Source organism: Blastococcus sp. HT6-30, assembly GCF_039729015.1.
Lineage (GTDB): Bacteria > Actinomycetota > Actinomycetes > Mycobacteriales > Geodermatophilaceae > Blastococcus.
Window position 1 is genome coordinate 1,763,180 of record NZ_CP155792.1, and the last position, 21,871, is coordinate 1,785,050.

Sequence of the window (21,871 nt, forward strand, 5' to 3'; positions counted from 1 at the left end):
CAAATTTTGCTACGCGTCCACTGTGCGGTTCTGAACGCACGAACCAGTTGGTTCGACAGGTTCACAGAGTTACGGCGGCCATGGCGAGAGGGAAACGCCCGGTCACATTCCGAACCCGGAAGCTAAGCCTTTCAGCGCCGATGGTACTGCCCTGGAGACGGGGTGGGAGAGTAGGACGCCGCCGGACATACTTCACCGAACGGGGGCCAGAGCTAGCGCTCTGGCCCCCGTTCGCTTTTCCCATTCCGCCGCCAGCCGTCATGGCTGTGTGCGGCGTCGAGCGAAGAGGTACCCAGAACACATGACTGCTCCGCGACGCGGTTCCGGCGGTGCCGGTTCCGGCGACGGACGACCGGTTTCCCGCGGCTCCCGCCCCGAGGGCAACCGCGGCTCCGGCGGCGCCGGCCAGCGCGGCGGTTCGCAGGGTGACCGTCCTCGTGGGGATTGGCAGGACCGGCGTCCGCAGGGTGATCGTCCGCAGCGCGCGCAGGGTGACCGTTCCCGTGGGGATTGGCAGGACCGGCGTCCGCAGGGTGATCGTCCGCAGGGCGGCTGGCAGGCTCGCCGTCCGCAGGGTGATCGTCCGCAGCGCGCGCAGGGCGAGCGCCCGCACGGTGACCGTCCGCAGCGCGCGCAGGGCGAGCGTCCTCGTGGTGATTGGCAGGGCCGTCGTCCGCAGGGTGATCGTCCGCAGCGCGCGCAGGGCGAGCGCCCGCACGGTGACCGTCCGCAGCGCGTGCAGGGTGACCGTCCTCGTGGGGATTGGCAGGACCGGCGTCCGCAGGGTGATCGTCCGCATCGGCCGCAGGACCGGCGTCCGCAGGGTGATCGTCCGCAGCGCGTGCAGGGTGACCGTCCTCGTGGGGATTGGCAGGACCGGCGTCCGCAGGGTGATCGTCCGCAGCGCGTGCAGGGTGACCGTCCTCGTGGGGATTGGCAGGACCGGCGTCCCCAGGGTGATCGTCCGCAGGGCGGCTGGCAGGGCCGTCGTCCATCGGGAGACGTTCCGGACCGGCGCCCGCAGGGTGATCGTCCGCAGCGCGCGCAGGGTGACCGTCCTCGTGGGGATTGGCAGGACCGCCGTCCTCAGGGTGATCGTCCGCAGGGCGGCTGGCAGGGCCGTCGTCCATCGGGAGACGTTCCGGACCGGCGCCCGCCGGTGTCCTCCGGGCCGGAGATTCCCGAGTGGGCCGACCCGCGGGAACTGGACTCTGCGATCCGGGCCGCCTTGCGCGGACTGGACCCGCGTAACTCCGCAAAGGTCGCCGGCCACCTCGTGGTCGCCGGGACGCTCGTGGACGAGGACCCGGAGACCGCGCTCGCGCACGCCCGAGCAGCGCGCGACCGGGCTTCGCGCCTGGCCGTTGTCCGGGAGGCCGTCGGTGTGGCGGCGTACCACGCCGGTGACTTCGCCGAGGCGGCCAGGGAGCTGCGCGCCTACCGCCGGATGAGTGGAGACCAGGGGTACCGGGCGGTCCTCGCGGACTGCGAGCGCGCGCTCGGCCGACCGGAGGTCGCCATCCGACTGGTCAACGAGGCCCTCAGCGAAGGTGTGGACGCGGCCGAAGAGGTCGAATTGCGACTGGTCGAGGCCGGTGCGCGGCAGGACCTCGGCGAGGACGCGGCGGCGCGGCTGGTCCTCGAGGTGGCCCTCGGTGGCCGTCCCCAGCCTGCGGACCTCCGCGCTGGCGACGGGGGACGGCTCCGCCTCGCGGCTGCGTACGCCGAGCTTCTCGCCGCCCAGGGGGAGACCGAGCGCGCCGGCGAGTGGCTCGGCGTCATCGCGGAGATCGACCCCGAGTTGGCCGGTGAGGACCTCGACGTCGAGTTCAGCGAGCTCGACGACGAGGAGGACCTCGAGTTGGACGACGACCGAGGTGAGGACGTCGGACGCCAGGTGTCCGAGCAGGAGTCCGAGCCCGAGGCGGCTGCTCTGGTCGGCGCCGGCGACGACGCCGAGGAGTCCGATGACGTGGAGGAAGAGGTCGACGCCCCGGGGGAGGGCCGCCTGAACTTCGACGAGGAGGTCGAGGCGGAGGTCGCCGAACTGCTGGGCGAGCGCGACGACGTGGACGCGGACGGGGCCTCGAGCCCCGGGTCCGGGGAGACCGTCCCCGAGCACTGATCTCCGACAGGACGACCGCGGCCGTCCACACGCCCGCCCGGCGTCCACAGATCGCCACGACGAACTCCCGTCGGCACGGCGAGCCGACAGGCTTCGGCCATGACCGTGGCTGTGATCGATCGCAATGACGTGGTCCTGCGGGGGCGGGTGTCCGCCCCCGCAGAACTCCGAACCCTCCTCAGCGGTGACACGCTCCTCACCTTCCGCCTGGTGGTGCGCAGATCCGCCCCGAGGGTGCGGGGGCAGTCGGCGGACGTGCTCACCTGCATCACCTACGACCGCAGCCTGCAGCGACGGATCGCCGTGTGGCAGCCCGGTGACGTCGTCGAGGTCGAGGGCGCCCTGCAGCGGCGGTTCTGGCGGACCGGGTCGGGCACGGCTTCGGTGTGCGAGGTGAACTGCCGGCGCGGGCGCAAGATCCCACGGTCGGCCGCGCGCGTGGCGGAGGAGACCGCGTGACCGAGGCCGGGTGCCCGGTCAGTCGGGCAGCGGACGCAGCACCAGACCGGTTCTGGGCTTCGGCACGAAGAGGGTCGACTTCCGTGGCATCCGCGCGCCGGCCCGTGCGACGGCGGCGACGTCGGTCGGCGAGGGGGCCCGGAGCAGCACTGCCACGCCGGCCCGGTCGAGAGCCGTCCGCACGGCCTCGTCGAGGCTGTGCGCGATGATGACGGAGTCCACCGTGTCGGGGCGACCCCACAGGTGCCCGACCAATCCGTGGTGAGCCAGCACCACGTCCAGGTCCCGCCAGGCGGGTGGGGCCTCCGCCGGCACCGCGGCCCGGACCTCGGGAGCCGCAGCGGTCAACCGCACCAGCCGGACGCCGTCGGTGAGGAGGATGCCTCGCTCCGCAGGATCGCCGAGCCAGGTGCGCGCGGCCGCGACGACGGACTCCGTGCCCGCGCCGCTCACCGGCAGCTCGGCGGTGACGAAACCGCGCCCGGCGGCCACGACGGCGCTGTCGAAGGGAAGTGCGGGAACCACCCGGTGGATCGGGTCCACCCGGAGGCCGCCCCCGCCCATCGGGGTGACCAGTGCGAGGACGGCGTCGGTACCCGAGGCGCACCGCTGGGCCCGGGCATTGGCGCGCGCGGCGGCGAAGCGGTGGTGGCCGTCGGCGATGACGGCCTGCGTCCGGTTCAGCGCCGAGGAGACCGCCTCGATGGTCGCCACGTCGGTCACGCGCCAGAGCCGGTGCACCACCCCGTCGTCGTCCCGGAGCTCCAGCGTGCCCGGCGTCCGGCGCACGGCCTCCGTCGCCCGGGACACCGCCGGCTCGGGATCGTGCGCCAGCACGATCGGCTCCAGGTCGGTCCCCGTCGCAGCCAGCAGCGCGCGCCGTTCCTCAACGGCCACGGGATAGGTGTCCTCGTGCGGGAGGACGGCGGTCGAATCCGCCGGCGGCAGGGTGACGGCACCCAGCCAGCCCAGCGTGGCCGCCCCGCCGTCGGCCGGCTGCAGTTCGTACAACCACAGCGCGGGCAGCTCATCGCGCACGAGGACCCCGTCGGCCTCCCACGCCTGCAGGGTCCAGGCAGCCAGGTCCGCGGAGTCTCCGCGCCCACCCTGACCGGCGTCTGGCCCCGGCAGGATCAGGCGGACGACGTTGTGCGGGTCCGCATCGGCCAGCAGGTCCCGGCCGGCGGGCGTCACCAGGTCGTAAGCTGGCGAGCTGACGCGCGCTAGGTAACCGGAGTCGCGCTGCCGATAGGTCAGTGCCCGGAACGGCCGGACGTCCAGCCCCGGGGCCGGTCGAGGGGTCCGGGGACCTGCCGAGGACGAGAGCACGACGAGAACTGTAGGAGCGGCGGCGCACGCCGCGGACGGCCGCTGGTGCTGAGCGGGACGAGCCGGTGTGCGTGGCCGACGGTGGAGCGGTCCAGGAGGGGAGCAGCGTTGCCCGAGGCCAGTTGTCCGGCGGAAGGTGCCGGGGCCCGCGACACGCCCAGCGGGGGCGTCTACGAGTGGTACCGCCGGGGCCTGGAGCTGCTGGCGGACCGGCATCCGGACGCTGCGGCCATCCTGCTGGCACGTGCCGCCGAGGCCGAGCCCGGCTCCCGCAGCATCAGGGAGGCGCTCGCACGCGCCCAGTACGACGCGCACCGCTACCGCGAGGCGATCACCAGTTTCGCGAGCCTCATCGCGACCAACCCGGCCGACGACTACGCCCAGTTCGGTCTCGGCCTCGCCGCCAGCCGAGCCGGGGACCTCGCGCTCGCCGTCGAGCACCTCGCGCTCGCGGTCGCCATGCGGCCGGACTCGGCCCACTACGCGCGGGCGCTGCGCGAGGTGCGCGCCCGCCAGACCCGGGAGTCGGCATGACCGGACCAGCCCCCGCACGGCTGATGGCCGGCCTCGCCCTCGGCTGCCAGGAGCCACTCGCCCGGCGGTACGACGTGGCGCTGCTGGACCTCGACGGCGTCGTCTACGTCGGTCCCGACGCCGTTCCGGGCGTGCCGGCGGCGCTGGCCGCCGCGCGTTCCGCCGGCATGCGACTGGGCTTCGTCACGAACAACGCGGCCCGCACCCCCGAGGAGGTCGCCGACCACCTGACCGAGCTGCAGGTCCCGGCCGAGCCGACCGACGTCATCACCAGCTCCCAGGCGGCGGCGACCGTGGTCGCCGGGCTCCTCGGCGCCGGGGCGCGGGTGCTCCCGATCGGCGGCCCGGGGGTCGCGGCCGCTCTCGCGGCTGCCGGCCTCGCCGTCGTCGACAGTGCCGACGACCGACCGGACGCGGTGGTGCAGGGCTACGGCCGGGAGGTGGGCTGGGCCCAGCTCGCCGAAGCCGTGGTCGCCGTCCGCAACGGTGCCCGGCACGTGGCCACGAACGCCGACGCCAGCATCCCCTCGCCCCGCGGCCCGCTCCCGGGCAACGGCGCCATGGTCTCGGTGGTCCGGGGGGTCACCGGCCAGGAGCCGCTGGTGACCGGGAAGCCGGACCCCGCCATGCACGCCGAGTGCGTCCGGCGCACGGGTGCCCGGAGCCCGCTCGTCGTCGGCGACCGGCTGGACACCGACATCGAGGGAGCTCGACGTGCCGGGGCGGCCAGCCTGCTGGTGTTCTCCGGCGTCACCGACCCGTCGACGCTGCTCGCGGCGGGACCGCGCCACCGGCCCGACCTCCTGGCGGCCGACTGCACCGGCTTGCTGCATGCCCATCCGCCGGTGACCGCGGAGGGGGCGGCCTGGCGGTGCGGCGGCTGGACCGTCCGGTCGGTCGAGGGCGGCCACGGGCTGCAGCTCGCCGGTCCCGACGGCGACGTGCCTGCTGCGGACGGGGAGTCCGACGGGCTGGACGGCCTGCGGGCGCTCTGCGTCGCCCACTGGGCCGCACATCCCGACGACGGCGCGCCGGTGCGCGTGGTCGGCACCGGCCGGGCGGCGGCCGACCTGGTGGCGAGCTGGGGCCTCGCGGCGCCGGGGGGCAGCTGACCTGCCGCCGTCAGAGCAGCTTGCGCAACCGCAGCAGGTCGCGCAGTCCCGCCTCCAGCTTCACCCGGCCGCTGGCCCACGCCGAGCCGAACGACAGCCGGCCGTCGGTCAGGGCCACCAGGTCGTCGCTGGTCATGGTCAGCCTGATGTCGGCCTTGGGAACAGCCGGCCCGTCGGGAACCGAGTGCAGATTGCGGACGGCACCGGAGCTCAGCCGGCCGAGCACCACCTGGTCCAGGTCGGTGAGCCGGCAGGAGAGGCTGCGGTCCAGCCCCGCGGCAGCCGGGTTAGCGGCGAGGTCGCCGAGGATCCCGGTCAGGGCGGTCATGCACTGATCCATCGTGGCCACGCGGGCAGGTCTCCCCTGGGGTCGGCGGCGGGCGGTCGTCCCGACGCTATCGCGCTGCTGCGTCCGGCCCGTCCGCGTCGCCCCCGGCCGGTAACCTCCGCAGGAGACCCCGGCACGGGCCGCAGCTCCGCCCCACCCCCGCCGGCCGCCGCCCGACCCTGCATCCGAGAGGCGCACCCATGACCGAGCCGACCGCGTCGCGACCGGTACCCGGGCCGTTCCGGCCCGGACCCCGGCCGGTGCCGGTTCCGGCTCGTGACGCCGCCTCCGCCCCGGCCGCGGCGCCCGAGGGCGAACCGATCGATGCCGCGGACTCGCCGACGGGGGAGGGCGCGGACACCCAGCGTGCGCTCGCCCGTCTCACGGAGCTGCCCGTGGCCGAGCACGTCGCCGTCTTCGAGGCCGAGCACGCGCGCCTGCAGCGCGAGCTCGGCACGATCGACCCCCGCTGATGGCCCGTCGCTCCCGGCTCGACGCCGAGCTCGTCCGCCGCGGCCTTGCCCGGTCCCGCGAGCACGCCGTCTCCCTCATCGCGGAGGGGCGGGTCGCGGTCGCCGGTCAGGCCGCCACCAAGCCGGCCACCGGCGTGGAGGCGGGCACCCCGGTCGTCGTGCGGACCGATCCCCACCAGCCGTCCTGGGTCTCGCGCGGGGCGCACAAGCTGCTCGGCGCGCTCGAGGCGTTCCCCGTCGCCGTCGAGGGGCGTCGTGCGCTGGACGCCGGTGCCTCCACCGGCGGGTTCACCGAGGTGCTGCTGCGTGGCGGCGCCGACGAGGTCGTCGCGGTCGACGTCGGGTACGGGGAGCTGGCGTGGTCACTGCGCACCGACGAGCGCGTCCGGGTGCACGAGCGCACGAACGTCCGCACGCTGACGCCGGAGGCGATCGGCGGGCCGGTCGACCTCGTGGTCGCCGACCTCTCGTTCATCTCGCTGCGGCTGGTGTTGCCCGCGCTCACCGCCTGCGCCCGGCCCGGTGCCGACCTGCTGCCCATGGTCAAGCCTCAGTTCGAGGTCGGCCGCGAGCGGCTGGGCGCCGGCGGGGTGGTGCGCGATCCCGAGCACCGCGTGCAGGCGGTGCTCGACGTGGGCAGAGCAGCGGCAGCACTCGGCTGGGGAACCACCGGCGTGGTGGCCAGCCCGCTGCCGGGCCCCGCCGGCAACGTGGAGTTCTTCCTCTGGCTGCGGTCCGACGCCGGGCCGATCGAGGAGGACGCCGTCCGTCGAGCAGTTCAGGAGGGACCGCAGTGAGCAAGCCGAGCACGGCATCGCCCGACGGGCAGGAGGCCCGGCGGGTCCTGCTCACGGTCCACACGGGGCGGCGCGACGTCGTCGAGCTGGCCCAGACATCCGCGGCGCGGCTGCTCCGCGGGGGCATCGAGGTGAAGATCCTCGAGGAGGAGGCCCCTGGCCTGGACATCCCCGGCGCCGAGGTCGTCCCGTGCGACGAGGCCGCCGCCCAGGACGCCGAGATCGTCATGGTCTTCGGTGGCGACGGGACGTTCCTGCGCGCCGCCGAGCTGGCCCGGTACACCGACGCGGCACTGATGGGGGTCAATCTCGGCCGCGTCGGTTTCCTCGCCGAGACCGAGCCCGAAGCCGTCGAGGAGACCCTGGCCGCCATCGAGAACTGCGAGTACTCGGTCGAGGAGCGGCTGGCCATCCGGGTCGACGTCCTCGACGCCGCCGGCACGGTCGTCGGCGGCACGTGGGCGCTGAACGAGGTGTCGGTGGAGAAGGCCGAGCGCTCCCGCGTGCTCGACGTCGTCATCGCGATCGACGGGCGGCCGCTGACCAGCTTCGGCTGCGACGGCGTGCTGTGCGCCACCCCCACGGGGTCCACCGCCTACGCCTTCTCCGCCGGCGGCCCGGTGGTGTGGCCCGACGTCGAGGCGCTGCTGCTGGTCCCCACGAACGCGCACGCGCTCTTCGCCCGGCCGCTGGTCACCTCGCCGAACTCGGTGCTCACCGTGGCGGTCCCCGCCGACGGCAACCGGGCCCGGGTGTCGGCCGACGGACGGCGCACCGTGCAGGTCCCCGACGGCGGCCGGGTCGACGTGCGGCGAGCCAACCGGCCGGTGCGCATCGCCCGCGTGCACGCCGCCACCTTCGGTGACCGGCTGGTCGCGAAGTTCGGCCTTCCGGTGCGCGGTTTCCGCGATGCCCGGCACGCCGGACCGGGGCACGAGCTGTTCACCAGCCGCAATGTCCTGGCCCGCGACGTCCTCACCGCCGACGGCGCGGACGTCCCGGCCCCGGCGCGGGAGGTGAGCGGTGGCGGCACGCACGACGACGTCTGAGCGACCGACCCCGGCGACGACCGCCGCCGGCCGTCTCTCCGAGCTGCGCATCCGCGGCCTCGGCGCCATCGACGACGTCATGCTGGAGCTCGGCCGTGGGCTGACCGTGGTGACGGGGGAGACCGGCGCTGGGAAGACCATGGTGGTGACGGGCCTGACCCTGCTCTTCGGCGGCCGCGCCGACCCGGGGCGGGTCCGGTCGAGCGGGCGAGCGGGGGTCGAGGGACGGCTGGAGCTGCCGCCCGAGTCGCCGGCCTGGGCCCGCGCCATCGACGCCGGCGCCGACCCCGACGACGACGGCAGCCTAATCCTGGCGCGCACCGTCAGCGCCGAGGGCCGGTCCCGCGCCTACCTGGGCGGGCGCAGCGTTCCGGTCGGGGTCGTCGCCGAGCTGGCCGAGAACCTGCTGGCCGTGCACGGGCAGACCGACCAGCTGCGCCTGTCGCGGCCGGCCGAGCAGCGCCGGGCGCTCGACCGGTACGCCGGCGCCGACCACCTGGCCCTGCTGGAGCGGTACCGCCAGGCGCACCAGCGCTGGCGCGCGCTCGCGGCCGACCTCGAGCGCCGGCACGGCCAGGCCCGGGAGCTGGCGCAGGCGGCCGACGTGCTCCGGCACGGCCTCGAGGAGATCGAGACGGTCGCGCCGGAGCCCGGGGAGGACGAGGCGCTCGACACCCAGGCGAAGCGGCTCAGCGACGCCGACGCGCTGCGCGCCGCCGCCGACGAGGCGCGCATGGCGCTGATCGGCGACGTGACCGGCGACCTCGGTGGCGGCGAGCTGCCCCAGGACGCCACCGCCGCGCTGGCCATCGCCGAGCGGGCGCTGGCCGCCTCCGACGACCCCACCCTGGTCCTGCTCGCCCAGGACCTCGCCGACGCCGTCGCCGTGGTGTCCGACGTCGCCGGTCAGCTCGCCGGGTACGTCGCCGACCTGGACGCCGATCCGGGTCGGCTGGCCGAGGTGCTCGACCGGCGGGCCGTCATCACCGCGCTGGTCCGCAAGTACGCCGACGCGGGCGCGGGCGTGGCGGGGATGCTCGTCTGGGCCGAGGACGCGCAGCGTCGGCTCGCCGAGCTCGACGTCTCCGACGAGGCGCTGGAGGCGCTGGCGGCCGAACGGGACGCCGCCCGCGCCGAGGTCGACCGGCTGGGCGCGGGGATCTCGGCCGGCCGCCGGGCCGCCGCGGAGGGCTTCGCCGCCGACGTGGGCGCCGAGCTGGCCGGCCTGGCGATGAAGAGCGCCCGGGTCTCCTTCAGCATCGACAGCCACCCCGACGACCCGGGCCCGGACGGCATCGACGAGGTGGCGCTGCTGCTCGCCGCCCACCCCGGCGCGCCGCCACGGCCGGTGCACAAGGGCGCCTCCGGCGGTGAGCTCTCCCGGGTCATGCTGGCCATCGAGGTCGTGTTCGCCGGCGCGGACCCGGTGCCCGTCATGGTCTTCGACGAGGTGGACGCCGGCGTCGGCGGTCAGGCGGCCGGGGAGATCGGCCGGCGGCTGGCCCGGCTGGCTCGGGACCACCAGGTCGTCGTCGTCACGCACCTGGCGCAGGTGGCGGCTTTCGCCGACACCCACCTCGTCGTGGACAAGTCGCCGGACACCGGCGCCGGGGTCACCGCCACCGACATCCGCTCGGTCGACGGCGAGGACCGGGTGCGCGAGCTCGCCCGGATGCTCTCCGGCCTGGCCGACAGCGACACCGGCCAGGCGCACGCCCGGGAGCTCCTCGCCGTGGCCGCGGCCGCCCGCTGACCCTGTGTCGCCGGGTCGGGGTGACCGGGGGAGTGCCGCGGTGCGCGGCGGGGTAGGGGGCGCCGGTGACCTGCTTCTCCTCCACCGACGAGTCCGCGCACTACGGGTTCTCGGTGTGCATGCTGCTCGACCAGTACCGCGACCAGCTGCCCTGGGCGGAGGAGGGCGTCGACGAGCTGGGCACCGGTGACGCCACCGCCATCGCCGACGTCGTGCGCGCGCTCGCCGGGCTGCGGGTGCGCAGCTACGACATCAGCGCGCCGTCGGTCGAGCGGGCCCGCGCCAACATCGCCGAGCTCGGGGTCGCCGACCGCTACACCGTGGAGCTGGGTGACTTCTTCGACCAAGCTGACTCGGCCGGTGGGCACCAGGCGACCACGGTGATCTCCAACCCGCCCTACCTCCCGGCCCCTGACCGCGACATCCTGATGCCCGAGCTCTGGGGCGGCGTCCGCGGCAACGACCTGGTGCTGCAGCTGCTCAAGGCCGGGTACACCAACGTCATCTCCGCCGTGGCCAGCTACTCCGATCCGCAGGGAACCCTGCGCACCGCCGAGGACCTCGGCTACCGCGTCGTCAACTTCCTCGCCATGGGCCTGGACTACGGGCCCTACAGCAGCGAGCCGAAGGTGCGGGAGCACATCCGCCGGCTGTGCGAGGACGGCCACGGCTGGGCGGGGGAGGACGGCTACATGGTCGCCGTCGCCCTCTTCACCCGGGACCCCGGCCTCCCGGGCGACCGCGCCGACCAGCTGCTGAACTCGCTTCAGATCACTCCGTGATCCGACCGCGGCCAGGTGCCGTGCCCCGGATGGGCTGAGCCGTTGTCCGCGCCCCCTCGGGGAGCCTCCGGCCCCCCCTCGGCGGCTCGCCTCGCGGGGGCGGCTCCGCGACCTCCTCGGGGACCCTTCGGGCCCCCTCGTCGGTCACCTCCGCTTGGCGTAGCCGGCGAGGCCGAACTGCAGGAGTGCGAGCCCGCGACGGCCCTGCCGGCGCAGCTCAGCGGACAACTCCGGCCCGCTGATCCCGTCGAGCACCCGGTCCCGTGCCAGGTCGAGCAGGGAGGCGTACAGCCCCAGGATGGCGTGCGCGGCCAGCCAGGGCTCGATCTGGCCCGGCTTCGCGGCGGTCTCCTCGGCGATGAGATCGGCCAGCGAGCCGGTGAGCTCGCCGAGGATCTCCCGTTCACGGATCTGCAGCGTGCGGCTGCCCCGGATCACCCGCGCCATCTGCCCGACGCCGTCGGCCGCCTCGGGCGTTCCGAGCAGGCTGATCGCCGCGACGACGAAGCTGCCGGCGGCTGCGGCCACGGACTCACCGGCGGGGCGTCGGCGCACGGCGTCCAGCAGGGCCGCGCGCATGGGCGGGTCGGCGTCGAAGACCAGGCCTTCCTTGACCGGGAAGTGGTTGAACACCGTCTTCTCCACGACCCCGGCGCGCTGGGCGATCTCCACCACGCTGACCGCGTCGAACCCACGCTCGGCGAACAGTTCGGTCGCGGCGTCGACGATCCGGTTGCGCGTCTGCTGGCGACGGCGTTCCCGTAGTCCGGATCCGCGCAGAGCCCGGCGACCGCGGCGCCGGTCGTCCCCGTCACCCTCGGTCACGCCGGCCGGACCGCCGCCGGCCGGCGCGCTCGTGGTCCCGGTGGCCGGCTCGGCGGCCGCGGCGGCCGCCGGCGGGGCGGGTTGGGCGGGCGGGCGAGTCAGCGCCACCGCCGGCCCGGCGGACGGCTGCGCCGGTGGGGCCGGCGCCGTCGCGATCGGGTCGTCGACGTGGTCGGGCTCGGAACCGCCCAGATCAGGCGCAGGGACCGCCCGGATCACCGCGCCACCGACGGGCGCCACGGCGTCCTGGTCGGTCTGCGGGTAGGACGACGCAGTCGTCAGCGCACCTGCCACTCCAGTCACGAGGGCAACGTTAGTCACAACTCGGTAACGGTCCCGCGCAGGCGGCGCGAGGACGTCGCCGGCGTGTCGGCCGGACCCGGTGTCGGACACGGTCCGTGACCGGAACGTCGCCCATGCGCGTCGGACGAACGGCCGCGGAACTTCGCGTGGCAGCATGCGGTGTCATGCGCATCGGCACCGTTCGCCGCGGCCGGGCACAGGAGACAGGGTCCGGCGTCGCCGGCACCGTCCGTCTGGACCGCCGCACCAAGAACCTGACGAAACGGCTGCGCCCCGGCGACATCGCCGTCATCGACCACGTCGACATCGACCGGGTCTCCGCCGATGCGCTCGTCGGCTGCAAGGTCGCCGCGGTGGTCAACGCCGCCCCCAGCATCTCCGGCCGGTATCCGAACCTGGGCCCCGAGATCCTGATCAACGCCGGCATCCCGCTGCTCGACGACGTCGGCAAGGACGTGTTCGCCAAGCTCAAGGAGGGAACCCGGGTCCGCCTCGACGACGGCAAGCTGCTCGACGAGCAGGGCGCGGTGGTCGCGGAGGGCACCGTCCACGACAGCGCGACGGTGGCGGCCGCGATGGCGGATGCCAAGGCCGGTCTCTCGGTGCAGCTGGAAGCGTTCGCCGCCAACACGATGGAGTACATGAAGCGGGAGCGCGCGCTCCTGCTCGACGGTGTCGGCGTCCCCGACGTCACCACGTCCATCGAGGGCCGGCACGTACTCGTGGTCGTCCGCGGCTACGACTACAAGGAGGACCTGCACGCCCTCCGCTCCTACATCCGCGACTACCGCCCGGTCCTCATCGGCGTCGACGGCGGCGCCGACGCGCTGGTCGAGGCCGGCTACTCGCCCGACATGATCATCGGCGACATGGACTCGGTTAGCGACGACGTCCTGCGCTCCGGCGCCGAGGTGGTCGTGCACGCCTACGCCGACGGCCGCGCTCCCGGCCTGGCCCGGGTGCAGGACCTCGGCGTGGAGGCCATCACCTTCCCCGCCGCCGCCACCAGCGAGGACATCGCGATGCTCCTCGCCGATGAGAAGGGCGCCACGCTCATCGTCGCCGTCGGCACCCACGCCACCCTCGTGGAGTTCCTGGACAAGGGCCGCGGGGGCATGGCCTCGACCTTCCTCACCCGCCTGCGCCTCGGCGGCAAGCTCGTCGACGCCAAGGGCGTCAGCCGGCTTTACCGCAGCCGCATCTCGACCACCGCCCTCGTGATCCTGGTGATCGCCGCCCTCATCGCCATCGGATCGGCGCTGGCCCTCTCCGCAGCCGGGCGCGTCTACCTGGATCTGCTGCTCGACCAATGGAACAGCTTCATGTTCTGGCTGGAGAACCTCTTCTCGTGATCGACTTCCGTTACCACCTGGTCTCGCTGATCGCGGTCTTCCTGGCGGTGGCGCTGGGCATCGTCATCGGCACGACCGCGCTCAACGAGCCGATCCTGGCCGACATCGAGAACCAGGTCGCCGCTCTCGAGCGGGACAAGCGGAACCTCGAGGACCGCACCCAGGAGCTGCAGTCCCAGCTGGACACCTCTCAGGAGTTCGAGGAGGCCGTGGGCCCCGCACTGGTCGAGGGCACGCTCACCGACCGCAGCGTCCTGCTGATCCCGACCAACGAGACCGTCACGCCGGAGACGGTCGAGGCGGTCACCGACCTGATCGGCGAGGCCGGCGGCTCGGTCAGCGGCGTGGTGCGGCTGGAGCCCGCGTACAGCGACCCGGCGACCGGCGCCGCCCTGCAGAGCTACGTCACCGGCTCCGGCCTCCCCGCGGGTGTGCAGCTGCCCGAGAGCGGCGACGCCGACGCGCTGGTGGCCTCGTTGCTGTCCCAGGTCCTGATGGTCCCGCCGGGCGGCCCGGTCCCCGACCCCGCCGCGGTGTCCTCGGTCCTCGCCGGCCTCAGCTCGCTGGACGTGCTCATCCCCGAGGGCGCGTCGGTCACGCCCGCCGACCACGCGGTGCTCCTCACCGGGAGCGGTTTCACCGGCGACGACGCCGAGCGCCGCAACGCCGCCCTCGTGGAGCTGGCCACCGCGCTGGACGCCCGCGGGCAGGGGGCCGTCGTGGCCGGCGACGCGACATCGGCCCGCCCGAACGGGCTCATCGGCACCATCCGTGCCGACCCGGCGCTCGCGACGGCGATCTCCACGGTCGACAACGTCGCCACCGTCGTCGGGCGGATCAGCACCGTCCTGGCGCTGGGGCAGGAGTCGCAGGGCACGTCGGGCAAGTACGGGACCGGCGAGGACACCCAGCCGGTGCCGCCGGTGCCCGCCGCCGCGCAGTGAGCGGCCGGCGCCCCGCGCTGCTCGCGCTGGCCGGCGTCGCGTCGGCGCGGGCCGCCCTCGCCGGAGCCGCCGCGCTGACCGACCGCCCGGCCGGCGCGCCGTGGCGGCGGACCAACTACGCCGGTCGTCCGGTGAGCCTGCTCGGGGGCCCCGCGCTGGCGTTCTCGGCCACGGCGGGCGCGGTGCTGGGCGCACCGCCCGGTACCCGTGCCGCGGCTGCGCTCGTCGGCGCCGTGTCGGGTCTGGTGGGCGGTTACGACGACCTCGCCGGCGCCCGACCGGAGCAGGCCCGCGACAAGGGGCTGGCCGGGCACCTGCGGGCGCTGCGGGAGGGCCGGGTCTCGGCCGGCGCGGTCAAGGTGACCGGCATCGGTGCCGCCGCTGCCGCGGCCGCGTTCCTGACCCGCGGCCCCGGCCGGGGGAGCGCGGCCCTGGTCGACGGCGTCCTCACCACCGGCCTGGTCGCTGGAACCGCCAACCTCCTGAACCTCCTGGACCTGCGGCCCGGGCGCGCGGCCAAGGCCGGGGCGATCGCCGCGGTCGCCGGTCTCGGCGGTCCGGCCGGCGGTCTGGTGGCCGGGCCGCTCGGGGCGACCCTCGCGGTGCTCCCCGAGGACCTCGGGGAGCGGATCATGCTCGGCGACTGCGGCGCGAACGCGCTGGGCGCCCTCCTCGGGCTGCGGCTGGCCGGAGCGCACTCGCGCGGGGCCCGGGCCGGCGCGCTCGCCGCGATCACCGCGCTCACCCTGGCCAGCGAGCGGATCAGCTTCACCAGGGTCATCGAGGCCACCCCGGGACTCCGCGATCTGGACCGCCTCGGTCGCCGCTCGTCGTGAGCACCCGGCAGGTGGCGCGCGGGGTGGCCGGCGCCGCCGCCCTGATCGCGGCGCTCACCCTCCTGGCCCGGCTGGCCGGCTTCGGCCGCACGCTGGTGTTCACCAACACGGTGGGCGCCGGCAGCACCGGTGACGCCTACCTGGCGGCCAACAACGTCCCGAACATCGTCTTCGAGGTCGTCGCGGGCGGCGCGCTGGCCAGCCTGGTCGTGCCGATGCTCGCCGGCGGCATCGCCGCGGGCGACCGCGAGCAGGTGCGCCGCACCGCCTCGGCCCTGCTCGGCTGGACCCTCCTGCTGCTGATCCCGCTGGCGGTCCTGCTCGCGGTGCTCGCCGAGCCGATCGCCCGGCTGCTGCTCGGCGGGGGCGACGAGGTCGAGGTGGCGCTGGCCAGCCGCTTCCTGCTGGTCTTCGCGCCGCAGGTCGTCCTCTACGGGGTCGGCATCGTCCTCACCGGCGTGCTCCAGGCGCACCGGCGCTTCGCCGGCCCGGCGCTGGCGCCGCTGCTGTCCAGCGTGGTGGTGGCGACGACGTACCTGCTCTTCGCCGCCATGGGCGGCGACCGGGACGTCGCCGGGCTCTCCACCCCGGCGGAGCTGGTGCTCGGCGTCGGGACGACGGTCGGCGTGGTCGCCCTCAGCCTGAGCCTGCTGCTCCCGATGCGGGGGCTACGCCTGGGCCTGCGGCCCGCCTTGCGCTTCCCGGTCGGCGCGGCGCCCCGGGTGCGCCGGCTCGCCCTGGCCGGCGTGCTCACCCTCGCGGGGCAGCAGCTGCTGGCCGCCGTCGCCATCCGGCTGGCCAACGACGGGGCTCCCGACGGCACCCAGGTGATCTACGCGGCCGGCCTCACCGTCTTCCTCCTGCCCTGGGCCGCCCTGGCCGTCCCGCTGGCGACGTCGGCCTACCCCGGGCTGGCCGAGCGGGCCGAGAGCGGCGACGAGGCCGGTTACCGCCGTGCGCTCGCGCCGGTCACCGTGCTCACGGTCACCGCCGTGGCCGTCGCCGCCGCGGCCCTGGTCGCGACCGCCGGGCCGATGGCGCGCGTCTTCCTCGGGTCGGGCACGGACGCCGAGGTGTCCGCGCTGCGCGACACGATCGTCGCCTTCGCTCCGGGCCTGCTCGGCTACGGGCTGGTGGCGCTGCTGACCCGGGCGCTCTACGCGCGCGGCGTGTGGCAGGCGCCCACCGTCTGCCTGCTCGGCGGGTGGCTGCTCGCCGTCGTCGCCGACATCGTGCTCGCCCGGGCCCTGCCCGCCGAGGACCGGGCGCTGGCGCTCGGGCTGGGGCACACCGTCGGCGTGACCGTCGCCGGGGCCGGGCTGCTGGTCGTGGTCGCCCGCGTCGCGGGCCGGGGGGCGCTGGGGGGCCTGGCCCGCACCGGCCCCGCGGCGGTCCTGGCGGCAGCCGCGGGCGGGGCCGCCGGGCTCTGGCTCGCCCGGGCCCTGGACGCGGATCCGGTGCCTGACGGTGGGCTGCTGGCCACGCTCGCCGCCGGCATCCTGGCCGGGGGAACCGTGCTCGTCGTGGCGCTGGCGGTCATGATGGGCACGGCCCGCGCGCAGCTGGTGGGGGCGATCCGGGAATTGCGGTCCACGGGCGAGCAGGAGGTGCGCAGTGGCTGAGCCGGCCCTGCGGGACCGCCGGATCATCGAGGTGCTGGCCACCAGCACCGGCGGGGTCGGCACCCACGTGCGCTCGGTGCTGCCGGCGCTGGTCGCCTCCGGCGCCGCCGTCGATGTCTGCGGGCCGCGGGCCACCGACGAGCTGTTCGGTTTCTCCGGCCGGGGCGCGACCTTCACCCCGGTGGAGATCTCCGCCGGGCTGGCGCCCGGGGCCGACGCCCGGGCGGTGCAGGCGCTCCGTGCGGCGCTGGCCGGCAGCGACCTGGTGCACGCCCACGGTCTGCGCGCCGGCCTGGTCGCCGCGGCCGCGCGGCGGCTGGGCGCACCCTCGACCCGGCTGGTCCTCACGCTGCACAACGCCCTGCCGGAGGGCGGCGGGCTGCGCCGCCGGGTGCTGGAGCGGGCCGAACGGGCCACCGTGCGCGCTGCGGACGTCGTGCTGGCCGCCTCGGCGGACCTGGCGGAGAACGCCCGGCGGCTGGGCGCCGGGGACGTGCGCCTGGCACCGGTGTCCGCTCCGCTGCTGCCGCCGGCCACGCGCGCCCCCGGCGAGGTCCGCGAGGAGCTCGGGCTCGATGACGACCGGGCGCTGGTCGTGGCGGTCGGCCGGCTGCACCCGCAGAAGGGATACGACGTCCTCCTGGACGCGGTGGCCCGCTGGTCGGCCGACCAGCGCCTGCGCCCCGCGCCCCTGGTCGTCGTCGCCGGCAACGGGCCGCTGCACGACGAGCTGACCGCGCGGATCCGTGCCGAGGCGCTGCCGGTGACCCTGCTCGGCCGGCGGGACGACGTCCCCGACCTGCTCGCCGCCGCCGACCTCTGCGTGCTGCCCTCCCGCTGGGAGGCGCGGTCGCTCACCGCCCAGGAGGCACTCCGCGCGGGCGTCCCGCTGGTGGCCACCCGCACCGGCGGGCTGCCGGAGCTGCTCGGCGACGCCGCCGAGCTGGTTCCGGTGGGTGACGCCGACGCGCTGGCGGAGGCGGTGGTGCGGGTGCTGTGCGACAGGGCGCACGCCGCCGAGCTCACCGCGGCGGGGCTCCGGCAGGCGGCCAGCTGGCCCGACGAGGAGGGCACGGCCGCCCAGCTGGTCGGGATCTACCGCGAGCTGCTGGGGACGACGGCCCGGCCCGGGGCATGAACGGCCCGGCGGTGCGGACCGCGCGCCGGGCCACCGCCCTCCTGGCGCTCCTCGTGCTGCTCCTGGTCGGCCTGCCCGCCCGGGCCGGCGCGGCGGCGGACGGGAGCCCCTACCCGGCCGACCGGGTCGTGGTGGTGGGCGTGCCAGGGTTGACCTGGGCCGACCTGGACCCGGATACCACCCCCGAGCTGTGGTCGCTGGCCGAGGAGTCGGCCATCGGTGCGACCTCGGTGCGGGCCGCCCGCTCGACCAGCTGCCTGCTCGACGGCTGGGCGACGCTGGGCGCGGGCAACCGGGCACGCTTCCCGGGCACTGACGACGGGCTGCCCCCGGTGCCGCTGCCCACGGTGCCCGTGCCCGACGGCGGGGGCGAGCCCGTGCCGGACGGCGAGGGCGCCGAGCAGCCGGAGGCCGCCGAGGAGCCGCGGCTGGACACCTCGCTCACGCACTGCGGCCTGCAGGAGCGGGTGGCGGGAGTCGCGCTGGGCGATCCGCAGGCCACCGTGGCCCGCATCGCCGAGGACGAGGGCACCGTCCGCTTCGGCGCCGAGCCCGGTGCCCTCGGGGAGTCGGTCGGGTGCGCCACGGTGGTCGGCCGGGCCGCGGCCCTGGCCGCCGCCGCGCCGGGCGTGCCGCTCACCGCGGCGCCCACCCTGCCGGGCGATCCGGAGGAGCTCGCCGAGCTGCTCACCGCCTGCCCGCTCGGCCTGGTCTCGCTGGACCAGCTCACCGACGCCGGGGTGCCCGGTGCCGAGCCCACCGACGACGGCACCCGGCCCGAGCCCCGTGCCGCCGCGCTCGGCCGGATCGACGAGGCCGTGGGGCGGGTGCTGACCGCAGTCGACCAGCTGCCGGGGGACACCCTGCTGCTGCTCGCCGGCATCTCCGAGGTCAACGACGGCCGTCCCCAGCTGCACGTCGGGATCGCCACCGGCCCCGGGTTCGGCGCGGGCTGGCTGACCTCCGCGAGCACCGGGCGGGCGCCGTTCGTGCAGCTGATCGACGTCGCCCCGACGGCCCTGCGGGCCCTCGGCCTCCCGACGCCGCCGTCGATGAACGGGCAGCCGTGGCGCAGCACGGGGCAGCGGCCGGCGCTGGCCGAGGCGGTGGCCGAGCTGGAGCGGGTCAACACCGCGGCGATCACCCACCACCGCAACACCGGCGGATTCTTCTGGACCTTCGTGCTCATCGGCGCCGCCGTCGTCGGGCTGGGGATCCTGGTCGTCGGCACCGGCCGGCGGCACCGGCCGCCCGGCACGTGGACGCGGGCGCGCCGGGCGGTGCGCCTGCTCTGCCTGGCGGCGGCCGCGCTGCCCGCGGCGACCTACCTGGCGGGGCTCGCCCCCTGGGAGCGGGCCGGCGCACCGCTGGCCGCACTCGTAGCGGCTGTCGTCGTCGCCGACCTGGTCGTGCTGGCCGTCGCCACCCTCGGACCGTGGCGCCGGCGCCCGCTGGGCCCGCCGCTGGCGGTCCTGGCCATCACCCTCGGCACCCTGGTCGCCGACGTCCTCACCGGCTCACCGCTCGAGCTCAACGGACCCCTGGGCTACGACGCGGTCGTCGCCGGGCGGTTCACCGGCTACGGCAACCTGACCTTCGGGCTGCTCTCGGTGAGCGCGCTGGCGGTCACCGCCGCCCTGGCCACGGCGGCGGGCCGGCGGGCCGCCCCGGCGCGTCGCCGGGTCCGCACCGGGGCGGTCGTCCTCGCCGCGGGGCTGCTGGCCGTCGGGCTCATCGGGGCGCCCCCGCTCGGCCGGGACTTCGGCGGGGTCCTGGCGGCGTTGCCCGGGTTCCTGCTGCTGGCCATGCTGCTCACCGGGGTGCGGGTCACGGTCGTCCGCCTGGTCGCCATCCTGGCCGCCGCCGTCGTCGCCGTGGGGACGGTGGCGGTCCTGGACTGGCTCCGTCCGGCCGGCGAGCGCACCCACCTCGGTCGCTTCATCGAGCAGGTGCAGAGCGGCGAGGCGTGGACAGTGGTCAGCCGCAAGGCCTCGGCCAACATCGGCATCCTGCTCGGCAGCCCGCTGGCCTGGATGCTGCCGGTTGCCCTGGTGGCCGGGGTCTGGCTGCTGCGGCGCGGCGGACCGCTGCGCAGCGCCGCCGCCGGTGCCGGTGCCCCGGCGCGCGGGCCGGGCGGTCTTCCGCCTGCGGACACCGCCGTGCTGCGCGCGACCCTGCTGGCGATCGCGCTGAGCCTCACGATCGGGGCGGCGGTGAACGACTCGGGCGTGGCCGTCCCGGCGACCGCGGCGGCGCTGCTGGTCCCGCTGCTCGTGTGGCTCGCGGTCGTTCCGGACGCCCGGGCCCCCGGAACGGAGGAGGCGACCGGTCGCGGCCCCGACTCCGGTCGGGCAGACGGCGCCGGTCGTGTTACGGTCGTATCCCGTGGGTCGACCGTCTGGAACACGTGATCGCGGGCTTCTGCACAACTCCCAGCCGACGAAGTTCGTCTTCGTCACCGGCGGGGTTGTCTCCTCTCTGGGCAAGGGGTTGACGGCCAGTTCGCTGGGCGCCCTCCTGGCCAGTCGTGGCCTCCGCGTCACGATGCAGAAGCTCGACCCGTACCTCAACGTCGACCCCGGGACGATGAACCCCTTCCAGCACGGCGAGGTGTTCGTCACCGAGGACGGCGCCGAGACCGACCTGGACATCGGCCACTACGAGCGGTTCCTCGACACCGACCTCTCGGGCAGCGCGAACGTCACCACCGGCCAGGTGTACTCCGACGTGATCGCCAAGGAGCGCCGTGGCGAGTACCTCGGCGACACCGTCCAGGTGATCCCGCACATCACCAACGAGATCAAGGCCCGCATCCTCGCCGGCGCCGACAGTGCCGAGCGCGTGGACGTGGTGATCACCGAGATCGGCGGCACGGTCGGCGACATCGAGTCGCTGCCCTTCCTGGAGGCCGCCCGCCAGGTGCGGCACGAGATCGGCCGGGACAACTGCTTCTTCCTGCACATCTCGCTGATCCCCTACATCGCGCCGTCGGGCGAGCTGAAGACCAAGCCGACGCAGCACTCGGTCGCCCAGCTGCGCAGCATCGGCATCCAGCCCGACGCGCTGGTCTGCCGGTCGGACCGGGAGATCTCCGAGGGCCTCAAGCGCAAGATCAGCCTGATGTGCGACACCGACGTCGAGGGCGTGGTGTCGTGCCCGGACGCCCCGTCGATCTACGACATCCCGAAGGTGCTGCACCGCGAGGGCCTCGACGCCTACGTCGTGCGCCGGCTGGGGTTGCCGTTCCGGGACGTCGACTGGACGGTGTGGGGGGATCTGCTCGACCGCGTGCACGCGCCCAAGCAGACGGTCACCATCGCGCTGGTCGGCAAGTACATCGACCTGCCCGACGCCTACCTGTCGGTCACCGAGGCGCTCCGGGCCGGCGGCTTCGCCCACCGCAGCCGGGTGCAGATCCGCTGGGTGCCGTCGGACGACTGCGAGACGCCCGAGGGCGCGGAGAAGGCGCTGGCCGGCGTCGACGGCGTCTGCATCCCCGGTGGGTTCGGCGTCCGCGGCATCGACGGCAAGCTCGGCGCGATCCGGCACGCGCGCGTCAACGGCGTCCCGGCGCTGGGCCTGTGCCTGGGCCTGCAGTGCATGGTCATCGAGTACGCCCGCAACGTCGCCGGCCTGGAGCGGGCCAACTCGGCGGAGTTCGACCCCGAGACCCCCGACGCGGTCATCGCGACCATGGCCAGCCAGGTCGACGTCATCGCCGGTGAGCGGGGCCTCGGCGGCACCATGCGCCTGGGCAGCTACCCGGCCGCGCTGCAGGCGGGCTCGGTCACGGCGGCGGCCTACGGCTCGACCGAGATCACCGAGCGGCACCGGCACCGTTACGAGGTCGCCAACGCCTACCGGGACCGGCTCAGCGACGCCGGGCTGGTCTTCTCCGGCACCTCGCCCGACGGGCTGCTGGTCGAGTTCGCCGAGCTGCCCCGCGAGGCCCACCCGTTCTTCGTCGGCACCCAGGCTCATCCCGAGCTGAAGAGCCGGCCCACCCGGCCGCACCCGCTGTTCGCCGCGTTCGTGCAGGCGGCGGTCGACCACCAGGAGGCCGCGCGCCTGCCGGTGCCGGTCGACGAGGCAGAGAAGGTCGGTATCTGA

19 protein-coding genes and 1 rRNA gene are annotated in these 21,871 nt (G+C 75.4%); 17 read left to right on the top strand and 3 right to left on the bottom strand.

The window, feature by feature from the left end; genetic code table 11:
* Nucleotides 1-70: 70 nt before the first annotated feature.
* The 3 genes from rrf to ABC795_RS08490 all read left to right on the top strand — a co-directional run bounded on the left by rrf (nucleotide 71) and on the right by ABC795_RS08490 (nucleotide 2,584).
* Nucleotides 71-187 (top strand): 5S ribosomal RNA (gene rrf / locus ABC795_RS08480).
* A gap of 1,041 nt (nucleotides 188-1,228) precedes the next feature.
* Nucleotides 1,229-2,125 carry a hypothetical protein gene (locus tag ABC795_RS08485; RefSeq protein WP_347060563.1) on the top strand — a complete coding sequence of 299 codons (897 nt, stop codon included), beginning with the start codon at nucleotides 1,229-1,231 and terminating at the stop codon, nucleotides 2,123-2,125.
* A gap of 99 nt (nucleotides 2,126-2,224) precedes the next feature.
* Nucleotides 2,225-2,584, top strand: coding sequence for a single-stranded DNA-binding protein (locus ABC795_RS08490; RefSeq protein WP_347060564.1), 360 nt, complete (start codon nucleotides 2,225-2,227; stop codon nucleotides 2,582-2,584).
* 18 nt (nucleotides 2,585-2,602) lie between these two features.
* On the opposite strand, the gene ABC795_RS08495 is transcribed toward ABC795_RS08490, so the two are convergent.
* Entirely contained in the window at nucleotides 2,603-3,913 is a 1,311-nt protein-coding gene (locus tag ABC795_RS08495; RefSeq protein ID WP_347060566.1) for a DUF1015 domain-containing protein, read from the bottom strand.
* 108 nt (nucleotides 3,914-4,021) lie between these two features.
* On the opposite strand from ABC795_RS08495, the gene ABC795_RS08500 reads away from it, so the two are divergent.
* Both ABC795_RS08500 and ABC795_RS08505 read left to right on the top strand, forming a co-directional pair.
* Nucleotides 4,022-4,447: a tetratricopeptide repeat protein gene (locus tag ABC795_RS08500; protein ID WP_347060567.1), complete on the top strand. Its 426-nt coding sequence runs from the start codon at nucleotides 4,022-4,024 to the stop codon at nucleotides 4,445-4,447.
* Complete coding sequence (locus tag ABC795_RS08505; protein WP_347060568.1) at nucleotides 4,444-5,559, top strand: HAD-IIA family hydrolase; 1,116 nt, start codon at nucleotides 4,444-4,446, stop codon at nucleotides 5,557-5,559. The genes ABC795_RS08500 and ABC795_RS08505 overlap by 4 nt, the downstream gene beginning before the upstream one ends.
* Before the next feature lie 10 nt (nucleotides 5,560-5,569).
* Here ABC795_RS08505 and ABC795_RS08510 read toward each other — a convergent pair whose 3' ends face one another.
* Nucleotides 5,570-5,887 carry an alkyl sulfatase C-terminal domain-containing protein gene (locus ABC795_RS08510; protein ID WP_347060569.1) on the bottom strand — a complete coding sequence of 106 codons (318 nt, stop codon included), beginning with the start codon at nucleotides 5,885-5,887 and terminating at the stop codon, nucleotides 5,570-5,572.
* Between the two features lie 200 nt (nucleotides 5,888-6,087).
* Between ABC795_RS08510 and ABC795_RS08515 the strand changes: the two genes are divergently transcribed.
* From ABC795_RS08515 to ABC795_RS08535, 5 genes are all read left to right on the top strand, one after another.
* A complete protein-coding gene (locus tag ABC795_RS08515) occupies nucleotides 6,088-6,360 on the top strand; it encodes a hypothetical protein (protein ID WP_347060570.1) in 273 nt (90 codons plus the stop codon).
* The gene (locus ABC795_RS08520; protein WP_347060571.1) at nucleotides 6,360-7,157 is read left to right on the top strand and encodes a TlyA family RNA methyltransferase; all 798 of its coding nucleotides are present in this window, start codon (nucleotides 6,360-6,362) and stop codon (nucleotides 7,155-7,157) included. Before ABC795_RS08515 ends, ABC795_RS08520 begins: the two co-directional genes overlap by 1 nt.
* Nucleotides 7,154-8,206: an NAD kinase gene (locus ABC795_RS08525; protein WP_347060572.1), complete on the top strand. Its 1,053-nt coding sequence runs from the start codon at nucleotides 7,154-7,156 to the stop codon at nucleotides 8,204-8,206. The genes ABC795_RS08520 and ABC795_RS08525 overlap by 4 nt, the downstream gene beginning before the upstream one ends.
* On the top strand, nucleotides 8,181-9,959 hold the full coding sequence (gene recN / locus ABC795_RS08530) for a DNA repair protein RecN (RefSeq protein WP_347060573.1): 1,779 nt from the start codon (nucleotides 8,181-8,183) through the stop codon (nucleotides 9,957-9,959). The genes ABC795_RS08525 and recN overlap by 26 nt, the downstream gene beginning before the upstream one ends.
* 65 nt (nucleotides 9,960-10,024) lie before the next feature.
* Nucleotides 10,025-10,741, top strand: coding sequence for a methylase (locus ABC795_RS08535; RefSeq protein WP_347060574.1), 717 nt, complete (start codon nucleotides 10,025-10,027; stop codon nucleotides 10,739-10,741).
* Between the two features lie 144 nt (nucleotides 10,742-10,885).
* Here the strand turns inward: ABC795_RS08535 and ABC795_RS08540 are convergent, their stop codons facing one another.
* Nucleotides 10,886-11,869: a TetR/AcrR family transcriptional regulator gene (locus ABC795_RS08540; RefSeq protein WP_347060575.1), complete on the bottom strand. Its 984-nt coding sequence runs from the start codon at nucleotides 11,867-11,869 to the stop codon at nucleotides 10,886-10,888.
* Between the two features lie 164 nt (nucleotides 11,870-12,033).
* On the opposite strand from ABC795_RS08540, the gene steA reads away from it, so the two are divergent.
* Genes steA through ABC795_RS08575 form a run of 7 tightly spaced genes read left to right on the top strand, consistent with a single transcriptional unit; the run spans nucleotide 12,034 to nucleotide 21,871 of the window.
* Nucleotides 12,034-13,221, top strand: coding sequence for a putative cytokinetic ring protein SteA (gene steA, locus ABC795_RS08545; protein WP_347060576.1), 1,188 nt, complete (start codon nucleotides 12,034-12,036; stop codon nucleotides 13,219-13,221).
* A complete protein-coding gene (locus ABC795_RS08550) occupies nucleotides 13,218-14,165 on the top strand; it encodes a copper transporter (protein ID WP_347060577.1) in 948 nt (315 codons plus the stop codon). Before steA ends, ABC795_RS08550 begins: the two co-directional genes overlap by 4 nt.
* On the top strand, nucleotides 14,162-15,001 hold the full coding sequence (locus ABC795_RS08555) for a hypothetical protein (RefSeq protein WP_347060579.1): 840 nt from the start codon (nucleotides 14,162-14,164) through the stop codon (nucleotides 14,999-15,001). Before ABC795_RS08550 ends, ABC795_RS08555 begins: the two co-directional genes overlap by 4 nt.
* Complete coding sequence (locus tag ABC795_RS08560) at nucleotides 14,998-16,623, top strand: lipid II flippase MurJ (RefSeq protein WP_347060581.1); 1,626 nt, start codon at nucleotides 14,998-15,000, stop codon at nucleotides 16,621-16,623. Before ABC795_RS08555 ends, ABC795_RS08560 begins: the two co-directional genes overlap by 4 nt.
* Complete coding sequence (locus ABC795_RS08565) at nucleotides 16,616-17,761, top strand: glycosyltransferase family 4 protein (RefSeq protein WP_347060582.1); 1,146 nt, start codon at nucleotides 16,616-16,618, stop codon at nucleotides 17,759-17,761. The genes ABC795_RS08560 and ABC795_RS08565 overlap by 8 nt, the downstream gene beginning before the upstream one ends.
* A complete protein-coding gene (locus ABC795_RS08570) occupies nucleotides 17,758-20,172 on the top strand; it encodes a hypothetical protein (protein WP_347060583.1) in 2,415 nt (804 codons plus the stop codon). Before ABC795_RS08565 ends, ABC795_RS08570 begins: the two co-directional genes overlap by 4 nt.
* Nucleotides 20,147-21,871 carry a CTP synthase gene (locus ABC795_RS08575; RefSeq protein ID WP_347060584.1) on the top strand — a complete coding sequence of 575 codons (1,725 nt, stop codon included), beginning with the start codon at nucleotides 20,147-20,149 and terminating at the stop codon, nucleotides 21,869-21,871. Before ABC795_RS08570 ends, ABC795_RS08575 begins: the two co-directional genes overlap by 26 nt.

What these genes read in the sequence shown, in the direction of transcription:
- ABC795_RS08510 (WP_347060569.1), bottom strand. Translation starts at nt 5,887, where the DNA reads ATGACCGCCCTGACCGGGATCCTCGGCGACCTCGCCGCTAACCCGGCT.
- ABC795_RS08505 (WP_347060568.1), top strand. Translation starts at nt 4,444, where the DNA reads ATGACCGGACCAGCCCCCGCACGGCTGATGGCCGGCCTCGCCCTCGGC.
- ABC795_RS08520 (WP_347060571.1), top strand. Translation starts at nt 6,360, where the DNA reads ATGGCCCGTCGCTCCCGGCTCGACGCCGAGCTCGTCCGCCGCGGCCTT.
- ABC795_RS08515 (WP_347060570.1), top strand. Translation starts at nt 6,088, where the DNA reads ATGACCGAGCCGACCGCGTCGCGACCGGTACCCGGGCCGTTCCGGCCC.
- steA (WP_347060576.1), top strand. Translation starts at nt 12,034, where the DNA reads ATGCGCATCGGCACCGTTCGCCGCGGCCGGGCACAGGAGACAGGGTCC.
- ABC795_RS08570 (WP_347060583.1), top strand. Translation starts at nt 17,758, where the DNA reads ATGAACGGCCCGGCGGTGCGGACCGCGCGCCGGGCCACCGCCCTCCTG.
- ABC795_RS08490 (WP_347060564.1), top strand. Translation starts at nt 2,225, where the DNA reads ATGACCGTGGCTGTGATCGATCGCAATGACGTGGTCCTGCGGGGGCGG.